This is a genomic window from Micromonospora sp. LOL_024 (assembly GCF_048060415.1).
GTDB lineage: Bacteria > Actinomycetota > Actinomycetes > Mycobacteriales > Micromonosporaceae > Micromonospora.
The window spans coordinates 110204-120860 of record NZ_JBHMIS010000014.1 but is presented as its reverse complement, the minus strand read 5'-3'; the positions used below and the strand labels follow the sequence as shown (position 1 = coordinate 120860).

The 10657-nt window shown below is 71.2% G+C and carries 9 protein-coding genes; 5 read left to right on the top strand and 4 right to left on the bottom strand.

What is annotated here, in order from left to right; genetic code table 11:
* Positions 1-244: 244 nt before the first annotated feature.
* A complete protein-coding gene (locus tag ACFHWY_RS16765; protein ID WP_416581117.1) occupies positions 245-928 on the bottom strand; it encodes a hypothetical protein in 684 nt (227 codons plus the stop codon).
* Between the two features lie 69 nt (positions 929-997).
* Here ACFHWY_RS16765 and ACFHWY_RS16760 point away from each other — a divergent pair, with 69 nt between their 5' ends.
* The 3 genes from ACFHWY_RS16760 (at position 998) to ACFHWY_RS16750 (ending at position 5402) form a co-directional block, all read left to right on the top strand.
* Positions 998-3628 (top strand): valine--tRNA ligase, encoded by a 2631-nt coding sequence (locus tag ACFHWY_RS16760; RefSeq protein WP_416581116.1) that lies wholly within the window; start codon positions 998-1000, stop codon positions 3626-3628.
* An 86-nt stretch (positions 3629-3714) separates the two neighbouring features.
* On the top strand, positions 3715-4986 hold the full coding sequence (locus tag ACFHWY_RS16755) for a bifunctional folylpolyglutamate synthase/dihydrofolate synthase (RefSeq protein ID WP_416581127.1): 1272 nt from the start codon (positions 3715-3717) through the stop codon (positions 4984-4986).
* The gene (locus tag ACFHWY_RS16750) at positions 4983-5402 is read left to right on the top strand and encodes a DUF4233 domain-containing protein (RefSeq protein ID WP_416581115.1); all 420 of its coding nucleotides are present in this window, start codon (positions 4983-4985) and stop codon (positions 5400-5402) included. Before ACFHWY_RS16755 ends, ACFHWY_RS16750 begins: the two co-directional genes overlap by 4 nt.
* A 24-nt stretch (positions 5403-5426) precedes the next feature.
* Here the strand turns inward: ACFHWY_RS16750 and ACFHWY_RS16745 are convergent, their stop codons facing one another.
* The gene (locus ACFHWY_RS16745) at positions 5427-6878 is read right to left on the bottom strand and encodes a VOC family protein (protein WP_416581114.1); all 1452 of its coding nucleotides are present in this window, start codon (positions 6876-6878) and stop codon (positions 5427-5429) included.
* Between the two features lie 143 nt (positions 6879-7021).
* On the opposite strand from ACFHWY_RS16745, the gene ndk reads away from it, so the two are divergent.
* Positions 7022-7447 carry a nucleoside-diphosphate kinase gene (gene ndk / locus ACFHWY_RS16740; RefSeq protein ID WP_416581113.1) on the top strand — a complete coding sequence of 142 codons (426 nt, stop codon included), beginning with the start codon at positions 7022-7024 and terminating at the stop codon, positions 7445-7447.
* Positions 7448-7450: 3 nt separating this feature from the next.
* Here ndk and sigJ read toward each other — a convergent pair whose 3' ends face one another.
* Positions 7451-8329: an RNA polymerase sigma factor SigJ gene (gene sigJ, locus ACFHWY_RS16735; RefSeq protein WP_416581112.1), complete on the bottom strand. Its 879-nt coding sequence runs from the start codon at positions 8327-8329 to the stop codon at positions 7451-7453.
* Positions 8326-8757 carry a carboxymuconolactone decarboxylase family protein gene (locus ACFHWY_RS16730; protein ID WP_416581126.1) on the bottom strand — a complete coding sequence of 144 codons (432 nt, stop codon included), beginning with the start codon at positions 8755-8757 and terminating at the stop codon, positions 8326-8328. The genes sigJ and ACFHWY_RS16730 overlap by 4 nt, the downstream gene beginning before the upstream one ends.
* 188 nt (positions 8758-8945) lie before the next feature.
* Between ACFHWY_RS16730 and ACFHWY_RS16725 the strand changes: the two genes are divergently transcribed.
* The gene (locus ACFHWY_RS16725; protein WP_416581111.1) at positions 8946-10496 is read left to right on the top strand and encodes an alkaline phosphatase D family protein; all 1551 of its coding nucleotides are present in this window, start codon (positions 8946-8948) and stop codon (positions 10494-10496) included.
* The last annotated feature ends 161 nt before the right edge of the window (positions 10497-10657 follow it).

The window sequence follows — 10657 nt, the reverse complement described above, 5'->3', positions numbered from 1 at the left end:
CCCTCCAGCGCCGATGGTACTGCACCCGGGAGGGTGTGGGAGAGTAGGACACCGCCGGACATTCTTCGATTCAGGGCCACCCCTCACGGGGGTGGCCCTGAACTCGTCTCCAGAAACCAAACCCCACCAACCCCGGCCCCGGAAACGACGCCCAGGAATCCAAGCGCCCGGTCACCAGCAACGGCGAAGCCCTTCGGAAGGCGGCACTGGGCGGGGCCGAGGCCAAGGGCAGGTGTCGGAGTGTTCAGTCGCGGGTCTGCACGGCCTCGCGGATCTCCCGGAGCAACTGTGCGGACTCGTCGACCGAGCGGAGCGGGAACATGGCGATCGCCACGCTGCCGTGGTCGGCCCAGCCGCAGACCGCGAAGTCACCACCCTCGCCGCTGGTGCCGCCGCACTTCATGACGCCGCCGAGCTGACCCGGTGCCACGTCGCGTAGCCCGTTCACCGCGCCGGCCTCGTCGGCCATCAGCTCGAACAGGCTCTCCAGGTCGCGCTCCGGCTGCCACAGCAACGTCGTCCCGCCGAAGAGCAGCACGGAGCGGCCGGCGTCCGCCGGATCCTGATATACGGTGCCGAAGCTGCTGTCCAGCGCGATGTCGGCGGCGAGGCCGCTACGTAGGTAGTCGGCGGTGCTCGACGCCCGCTCGCTGTCGTCCCGGGTCAGGCCGGCGACCTGGTCGGGCGTGGTGATCTGAGCGTCCTTCTGCTGCGTGATCCGCCATCCCCAGGTGCCCAGCGTCCCGATGCCGGCGAGGGCGAGGACCGCCACGACGGCGGCCACCACCTGCCGTCGACGGAAGCGGCGCGCCGGGCGGTCGGTGTCGTCCTCCGGATCGCGGGCGCCCAACTCGATCGGCTCGTCGGCCAACTTCACCAGCGGAGGATCCTCGCCGAGCTGGCGGGCGGTGAGATGTGCCTCGGACATAGCCGACACCGTACGCGAACGACCGGTGGTGCACGTCGGGTCCGTCGAAGCGCTCCGTAGACTTTGCGGGTGACCGAGAGCCTGGATGCCCGACGCCCCGACGCCCCGACCCTCGCCGGCCAGTACCAGCCGGCCGAGGTAGAGCAGCGACGGTACGAGCGGTGGGTGGCGGACGGTCGCTTCCGGGCGTCAGCGGACAGTGACCGGGAACCCTTCACCATCGTCATCCCACCGCCGAACGTCACCGGCTCACTGCACATGGGGCACGCCCTCGACCACACCATGCAGGACGCCCTGGTGCGGCGCAAGCGGATGCAGGGCTTCGAGGCGCTCTGGCTACCGGGCATGGACCACGCCGGCATCGCCACCCAGAACGTGGTCGAGCGGCAGCTGGCCGGACAGGGCCTGTCCCGCCACGACCTGGGCCGGGAGAAGTTCGTCGAGCGGGTGTGGCAGTGGAAGGACACTTCGGGCGGCACGATTCTCGGCCAGATGCGCCGTCTGGGCGACTCGGTGGACTGGGACCGGGAGCGTTTCACCATGGACGAGGGCCTGTCGCGCGCCGTCCAGACGATGTTTAAGAAGCTGTACGACGACGGCCTGATCTACCGAGCCAACCGGATCATCAACTGGTGCCCGCGTTGTCTGACCGCCCTGTCCGACATCGAGGTGGAACACACCGACGACGACGGTGAGCTGGTGTCGATCCGCTACAGCGACGATGTGGTGGTGGCCACCACCCGGGCCGAGACGATGCTCGGTGACACCGCGGTGGCGGTGCACCCGGACGACGAGCGGTACCGGCACCTGATCGGCACCGAGGTCGAGCTGCCGCTGACCGGTCGGCGGATCCCGATCGTGGGTGACCCGCACGTCGACCCGGCGTTCGGCACCGGCATGGTGAAGGTGACTCCGGCGCACGACCCGAACGACTTTGAGATCGGGCAGCGGCACGACCTGCCCGCCTTGACGATCATGGACGAGCGAGGCGTCATCACCGCGCACGGCCCGTTCGCGGGCCTCGACCGCTTCGAGGCCCGCCCGGCGATCGTCGCCGCGCTGCGCGCCGAGGGCCGAGTCGTCGCGGAGAAGCGGCCGTACGTGCACGCCGTCGGGCACTGCTCCCGGTGCCGGACCACGGTCGAGCCCCGGCTCTCCCTGCAGTGGTTCGTCAACACTTCGCCGCTGGCCAAGGCGGCCGGCGACGCGGTTCGTGACGGTCGGGTGCGCATCGAGCCGCCCGAGCTGGCCAAGCGTTACTTCGCCTGGGTAGACAACATGCACGACTGGTGCATCTCCCGGCAGTTGTGGTGGGGCCACCGCATCCCGGTCTGGTACGGCCCGGACGGCGAGGTCGTCTGCGTCGGACCGGACGAGACGCCGCCGGGCACCTCCGGTGAGGGATCGGGCTGGCACCAGGACGAGGACGTCCTGGACACCTGGTTCTCCAGCGGACTGTGGCCGTTCTCCACCCTCGGCTGGCCGGAGCAGACCCCGGAACTGGCCAAGTTCTACCCGACCAGCGTGCTGGTCACCGGGTACGACATTCTCTTCTTCTGGGTCGCCCGGATGATGATGTTCGGCCTGTACGCGATGGACGGCCGGCAGCCGTTCGACGTGATCGCGCTGCACGGCATGGTTCGTGACGACCACGGCAAGAAGATGTCGAAGTCGTTCGGCAACGTGGTCGATCCGCTGGACTGGATCGACCGCTACGGTGCCGACGCGACCCGCTTCACCCTCGCCCGGGGCGCCAATCCGGGCGGCGACGTGCCGGTCAGCGAGGAGTGGTGCCAGGGGTCGCGGAACTTCTGCAACAAGCTGTGGAACGCCACCCGCTTCGCGTTGATCAATGGCGCGCACGTGGTCGGTCCGCTGCCGGCGGCGGAGCGGCTCTCGACCGTCGACCGGTGGATCCTGTCCCGGCTGGCCCAGGTCACCGCCGGCGTTGACGAGCAGTTCGAGTCGTACGAGTTCGCCAAGGTCTGTGACCTGCTGTACCACTTCGCCTGGGACGACGTCTGCGACTGGTACGTCGAACTGAGCAAGTCGGTCCTCGCCGGCGGCGGTGAGCCGGCGGAGGTCACCCGTCGCGTCCTCGGTCACGTGCTCGACCAGTTGCTGCGGCTGCTGCACCCGGTGATCCCGTTTGTCACCGAGGAGCTGTGGACCGCCCTGACCGGGGGCGAGACGGTGCTGACCGCGTCCTGGCCCATCAGCGACCGAGCGCTGGTCGACGCCGCCGCCGAGGCAGAGGTGGCCACCCTGCAACGGGTCGTCACCGAGGTCCGGCGGTTCCGCTCCGACCAGGGGCTGCGTCCGACCCAGCGGGTCACCGCCCGGCTGGACGGGTTGGTCGGGGCCGGTGTCGCGGCGCACGAGCCGCTGATCCGGTCCCTCGCGCGGCTCGACCCGGCGGGCGACGACTTCCAGGCCAGCGCAACGCTCGCGATGCCGGGCGAGGTCGGCGTGGCTCTGGACACCCGTGGCTCGATCGACGTCGCCGCCGAACGGGCGCGCCTGACCAAGGACCGCACGGCGGCCGAGAAGGAAGCTGGGCAGACCCGGGCGAAGTTGAACAATCCGGCATTCGTCGGCAAGGCACCTGAGCAGGTGGTTGCCAAGATTCGTGATCGGCTGGCCGTCGCTGAGGCCGACCTGGCCCGCATCGACGCCGCACTGGAGGCGCTTTCCTCGTGACCGGCCGCACCGAACGGAACAATCGCGCCGAGCACGCGGCCTTCACCGAGGTGGAGGCCGAGCTGGCCGGGCGCGGATTCACCCGGATGGTCTTCGAGTTGGACCGCATCTCGTCCCTGCTCGACCTGCTGGGCAGCCCGCAACGGGCGTACCCGTCGATCCACCTGACCGGGACCAACGGCAAGACCTCCACCGCCCGCATGATCGATTCGCTGTTACGGGCGTTCGGGCTGCACACCGGGCGGTACACCAGCCCGCACCTGGAGACCGTCCGGGAGCGGATCAGCCTGGACGGCGAGCCGGTGGACGAGGCCCGCTTCACCACCGTGTACCAGGAGCTGAAGCCGCTGGCCGAGCTGGTTGACGGCCGTTCGGCCGAGCCGCTGACCTACTTCGACCTGACCACCGCGCTGGCTTTCGCGATCTTCGCCGACGCTCCGGTCGACGTGGCCGTGGTCGAGGTCGGACTCGGCGGCGCCGAGGACGCCACGAACGTGATCCAGGCCGGGGTGTGTGTACTCACCCCGATCGGGTTGGACCACACCGAATGGCTCGGCGACACGCTTGCCGACATCGCGGACGCCAAGTCCGGCATCATCCACCCCGGAGCGACCGTGATCTGTGCCGCCCAGGAGGAGGAGGCCGCCCGGCCCATCCTGCGACGCTGCGCGGAGGTGGACGCCACCGTCGCCCGCGAGGGTTCGGAGTTCGGCGTCCTGCGCCGGGCCGTCGCCGTCGGTGGGCAGGTGCTCACCCTCCAGGGGCTCGGCGGGGTGTACGAGGAAATCTTCGTCCCGCTGCACGGTGCGCACCAGGCGCAGAACGCGGCGGTGGCGCTCGCCGCGGTCGAGGCGTTTCTCGGTGCCGGCACCCGGCGGCAGCTCGACGTGGAAGCGGTCCGGGAGGGCTTCGCCGCCACCAGTTCCCCCGGACGTCTGGAGCGGGTCCGTAACGCTCCGACGATCCTGCTCGACGGCGCGCACAACCCGCAGGGGATGGCCGCCACGGTCACCGCCCTGCAGGAGGATTTCGCGTTCAGCAAGCTCGTCGCCGTGCTGGGCACCCTGGCGGACAAGGATGCCGTCGGCCTGCTGGAGCTGCTGGAGCCGGTGGTCGACCAGCTGGTGGTGACCCGCAACAGTTCGCCCCGGGCGCTGCCGGTGAAGGAGTTGGCCGTGCTCGCGGCGGAGGTGTTCGGACCCGACCGGGTGGAGGTGGCCGAGGAGATGCCGGACGCGATCGAGACAGCGGTGGCGTTGGCTGAGGAGGACGTGCCGGGTGAGCTGTCCGGTGTCGGTGTGCTGATCACCGGCTCCGTCGTGACCGTGGCGGACGCCCGCCGGCTGTTGAAGCGATGACCGACGAGCAGCCACAGCGGCCCGTCGCGGAATCCGTGGACGTTCCGTCCGGCCACTCGACCGGGGGCCCGCAGCCGCGCCGGTCGGGGCTGCGTGACCCGCAGCGGGCGGTACGCGGGCTCGGCGCGGGTACGCTCGCCCTGGAGGCCCTGGTGCTGCTGCTGGCGATCCAGCCGATCCGGGTGGTCGGTGATGACCTCGGCGGTGTCGCGATCGCGGTGGTCGTGGCGCTGGCCGTGGCCGCCGCGATGCTGGCGGGTTTGGTGCGAAGGACGTGGGCCTGGCACGCCGGCACCGTGCTGCAAGGGTTGTTGCTGCTGTCCGGGCTGCTGCACTGGTCGCTGTTCGTGTTGGGCGTCATGTTCGCGCTGGTCTGGGCGTACGCCTGGCACGTGCGCAGGGTGATTCTGAGCTGACCCCCTCCGGGTGCGCCGCGCCCGTCACGCCTCGGCGCGTTCCCGCCACTGGGTCAGTGCGATGCCGTGGCCGTCGGGGTCACGGAACGCCGCCGCCCACACCTCCAGCTTGTTGCCCCGGTTGACCACCCGGGGCGGGTAGGTGAATCGGACGCCGGAGTCGCGCAGCCGTTCGTACGCCGACTGGATGTTGTCGACGTCGAGGTTCACGTGGACCAGTCGACGGCTGATCGGCTGGGCGCCGGTCACCTCCCGCAACACCAGCCGGGTCGCCCCGGAGGCGAGTACGGCGTTGCCCGTGCCCCGGTCCACCTCGGTGAAGCCGAGCCGGTCCCGGTAGAACTCCAGCGAGCGGGACAGCTCGGTGACCAGCAGGGTGATGCCGACGCCGCTGATCGGTGCGGCCAGGTCGGCGGTCTCCGGGTCGAGGCCGAAGATCGCCTCGTCGAGCTCCCGGTCGGCGACCGCCGTCGCGCTCGTGTCGGCCGCAGCGTCGCCGGCGTCGACCGGGTCGTCGGCGGCGGATGCTGGTCGAGTTCGGTCGGCGGCGGGTGGGCGCGATTCCGGGTCGTCCAGCGGCAGATCGAGCGGATTCGTCGGATCCGTCGCGGCTGGCGGCGGGTCGGCGAGCCGCGTCGCGGTCGGGCCGGCGAACTGCCCGGCCGGTGGAGGGTCGGCGGACGCGCCGGTGGTGAGGTCTTCCTTGGCGGGCGCCGCGAACCGTTCGTCGACCGGCGTGCGGGGGGCTGGCGTGGCCCGGCGGGGCATTCGAGTGCCGCTCAGCTTCTCCACCACGGTGCCCTCCAACACGACCGGGCGCCCCGGGTGTTGGCGCATCCGGCCCGGCTCCCGAGATTCGACGGGCTCGACCGGGCCGTCGCGCCCGGGCACGCCTGGCGGATCGCCCACCGGGTCGTGGAAGTCGTCCTCGGGCGCCCGCCCGGCCCACGGTGGCGCCTCCTGCCCGATCAGCACCTCGTCCGGCGGCACCTGACCGGTGAACTCGGCGGCGAACTCGGGCGGGAGGTCGGCCGTGCCGGCCTCGGTGTGGGTGAGTACCTCGTCCCAGAGCACCCGGACGTGTCGCGGGTCGTCCAACGCCACCCGGATCGGCAGGGTCTGCCCCAGCATCGGCCACTTGGCGACCGGCACCCGCGGCTCGATGATCTTCTTCGAGCGGGGCGGGAGCCCCGGAGCGTCGATCACCAGTTGGAGCTCGCAGCGCCCGAAGGCGTACTGGGTGGGCGGCTCGGTGGCGCTGTGTACGTGACCAGCACCGATGACCCAGGTGCGACCGCCGCCGCGAACCGTGGCCAGCGCGATCGCCAGCACCAGGAGAGCGACGCCGAGCGCCACGATGGCCCAACTGGTCATGCCCAGCCCGAAGAGGATCACGAACGTGGCCACGGTGCCGAGCACCGCGGCGATCAACTTGCGTACCGGCGCGATGGACTGGTTCCCGCCACCATTCGCCACAGTGGACCTCCCGAGGGTCAGGGCCAGGCTAGGCCGGATCGGGGGCCGGGGGAAGGACCGGCCACCGCGCCGGCGCCGGGACCGGGTCGCTAGGCTTGACCGTACCCAGCCCGACCGGCTTCCGCTCCCAGGAGGAACCCAGCGTGTCCAGCAGCAGCCCGGACGAGCGCACGCTCGTACTGATCAAGCCCGACGCGGTTCGCCGCGGACTGGTCGGCGAGATCATCTCCCGCTTCGAGCGTAAGGGGCTGCGGATCGACGCGATGGTGGCCCGGACGATGGACGCCGCGCTGGCCGACGAGCACTACGCCGAGCACGTCGAGCGGCCGTTCTACCCGCCACTGAAGACCTTCATGACCAGCGGACCGCTGGTCGCCCTCGTGCTCTCCGGCGACCAGGCCATCGAGGTGGTGCGCGGCCTGATCGGGGCCACCGACGGGCGCCGGGCCGCCGCCGGCACCATCCGGGGTGATCACTCCCTGTCCAACCGGGAGAACCTGGTGCACGCCTCCGACTCGACCGACAGCGCAAATCGCGAGCTGGGGCTCTGGTTTCCCGGGCTGAGCTGACCCTCAGGTCGCCCAGCACAGCTTGTCCGGGTTGACCACCAGGTAGATGTCGGTGATCCGACCGGCCGAGATGCCGAGCGTGACCGCGTACGCGAACCCGTTGACGGCGAGCACGACGGCCGCCGGCTGACCGTTGAGCTCCGTGCGGTGCACGGACAGTGGCCAGCCCTTGTTCCGGATGCCCAGCAGGAACCGGGCGACCCGGTCGGCGCCGGTCACCGGGTTGCGGGCGGCCCGCACCCGCCCGCCGCCGTCGCTCCAGGCGGTCGCGTCCGCGGCGACAAGTTTGGTCAGCGCGGCCAGGTCGCCCTCGGTGGCGGCGGCGATGAACGCCTCCAGCAGCCGTTCCTGCTCTGCCCGGTCGGCGGTGAACCGGCGCTGGTCGCGGCCGATCCGGTCGGCCGCCCGGTGGTGCAGTTGCCGGCAGTCCGCCGCGGACCGGTCCAGCAACTGCGCGATCTCGGCGTACGGCAGCTCGAAGGCGGTGTGCAGCACGTACACCGCGCGTTCCGGCGGGGTGAGCCGCTCCAACAGGTGCAGCAGCGCGGTGCAGAGCGAGTCGCGTAGCTCGGCGCGTTCCAATGGTCCGAACGGTGACGGCACGGTCGGCACCGGCTCCGGCAGCCACGGACCGACGTACGACTCCCGGGTGGCCCGCCGCGCCCTCAGCCGGTCCATCGACAGGTGGGTGACCACCCGGGACAGGTAGCGGCGCGGCTCGGTGACCTCGGAACGGTCGACCCGTACCCAGCGCAGATACGCCTCCTGGAGAACGTCCTCGGCGTCGTACCGGCTGCCCAGCAGCCGGTAGGCCAGTCCGAGCAGCATCGGCCGATGCGCCTCCAGCGCACCGGCCGCCTCTGCCGCGTCGACCGCGCTCACACGTCCGTCGGCAACTCGTTGCGGAAGGTCACCGCGATCCGGTTCCACACGTTGATTGTGGCGATCGCCAGGACCAGATCGGCGAGGGCCCGCTCCGACCAGACCTTCGCGGCGGCGTCCCAGACCTCGTCGGGCACCCCGTGCTCGCCGAGCCGGGTGACCGCGTCGGTCAGCGCCAGGGCGGTCCGCTCCCGCTCGTCGAAGAACGGCGCCTCCCGCCAAGCCGCGACCGCGAACAGCCGCCGGCTGGACTCGCCCGAGTCCAGCGCGTTCCGGCTGTGCATGTCGACGCAGTACGCGCAACCGTGCAGCATCGACGCGCGCAGCTTCACCAGCTCCAGCACGGGGCGATCCACGTTTGCCCGGACGTACTTCTCCAGGCCCATCACGGCACTGAACGCTTGCGGGGCCACCTCGGCCACGTTGATCCGCTGCACGACAACCTCCTGGTAGATCGGTGTGACACCGACACGACGGGTCAGACTCGCCGCCGCGTGACAGCTCGGGCCTGTGACGCCGGTCATGTGTCGTTCCGGTGGCGGTCACCCGGCTCGCCGGCACTGGTCACATCGGCCCGGTAGACCGAAGTGGTCAATCCGCTCATCCAGGAGGAACGATGGCCGAGATCGATCGACGTACTCTGCTGCGGGCCGGTGCGGTGGTCGCCGCCGGTGTCGCCGGCGGCGTGTTGCCGGGCGGGCCCGGGGCGTTCGCCGCACCGGCCTGGCGGCCCGGCGGACGGCCGGTGCTCACCCATGGCGTGCAGAGCGGTGCCGCCGTGGCGGACTCCGCGGTGGTCTGGACCCGCGCGGACCGCCCGGGTCGGATGTTGCTGGAGGTGAGCCGCCGGCCCGACCTGCGGGGTGCCCGCACGGTACGCGGACCGGTGCTCCACCCCGGCTCGGACTTCACCGGCAAGGTGCGGCTGCGCGGGCTACCCGGCGCCGAGCGACTGCACTACCGGGTACGGGTGGAGAGCCTGGACCGGCCTGGCCTGACCAGTGCGCCGCTGACCGGCTCGCTGACCACCGCACCTGCCACGCGAGGCCGCCGCGACGTGCGGTTCGTCTGGACCGGTGACATCGCCGGGCAGGGTTGGGGCATCGCGCCCGACTTCGGCGGCATGTCGATCTTCCGGGCGATGCGGCAGCGGCGGCCCGACTTCTTTCTGTGCAGCGGCGACACCGTGTACGCCGACAATCCGCTCAACGAGACGGTCGCGCTGCCCGACGGGCGGCTCTGGCGCAACCTGGTCGTCCCGGAGAAGCTCAAGGTCGCCGAGACGCTGGCCGAGTTCCGCGGGCAGTTCGCGTACAACCTGCTCGACGAGCATCTGCGGGCGTTCGTGGCCGAGGTGCCGCAGGTCAACCAGTGGGACGACCACGAGGTGACCAACAACTGGTACCCGGGTGAGGTGTTGACCGACACCCGCTACACCGAGCGGCGGGTCGACGTGCTCGCCGGGCGGGCCCGGCAGGCGTTCGACGAGTGGCTGCCCACCCCGCCGCGCGGGCCGCGGTACCGCCGGTTGGCGTACGGGCCGCTACTGGACCTGTTCGTGCTGGACATGCGGACGTACAAGGACCTCAACGACGGCAACACCTACGCCGATCCGAGCCGGGGGCTGCTCGGCGCGGCGCAGCGGGCCTGGCTGATCCGGGAGCTGACCCGTTCCCGAGCCACCTGGAAGGTGATCGCCGTCGACCTGCCCCTGGGGCTGGTGGTGCCGGACGGCGCGACCGCCCAGGAGGGCGTGGCGCAGGGCGACCCGGGCGCGCCGGCCGGGCGGGAACTGGAGTTCGCACAGGTGCTCGGGGCGGCCCATCGGGCCGGGGTGACCGGGCTCGTCTTCCTCACGGCGGACGTGCACTACACCGCCGCGCACCACTACGACCCGGCGCGGGCGGCAGTCGCCGACTTCACCCCGTTCTGGGAGTTCGTCTCCGGCCCGGCGCACGCGGGCGCGTTCGGCCCGAACGCCCTGGACGGCACCTTCGGCCCGCAGGCGGTCTTCGTGTACGCCCCACCCCGCGCCAACACCAGCCCGGCCGAGGGCTTCCAACACTTCGGCGAGGTCAACATCGACGCCGACACGCAGGCCCTGACCGTCCACCTCCGGAACCGCGACGGCCACTCCCTCTGGACCACCATCCTGCCCGCCCCCTGACGGCCGCCCACCCCAAGCCGTTGATCAGGAAGTTCTCGTCGGAACGGGTGCGTTCTCCGACGCAAACTTCTTGATCACGCTGGGGGCGGAGGAGTGCGGGTGGGGTGGGTATGATTGGTTTCGAACGGCGATGATCCGGCTATCACCGGTGAGCCTCCGGA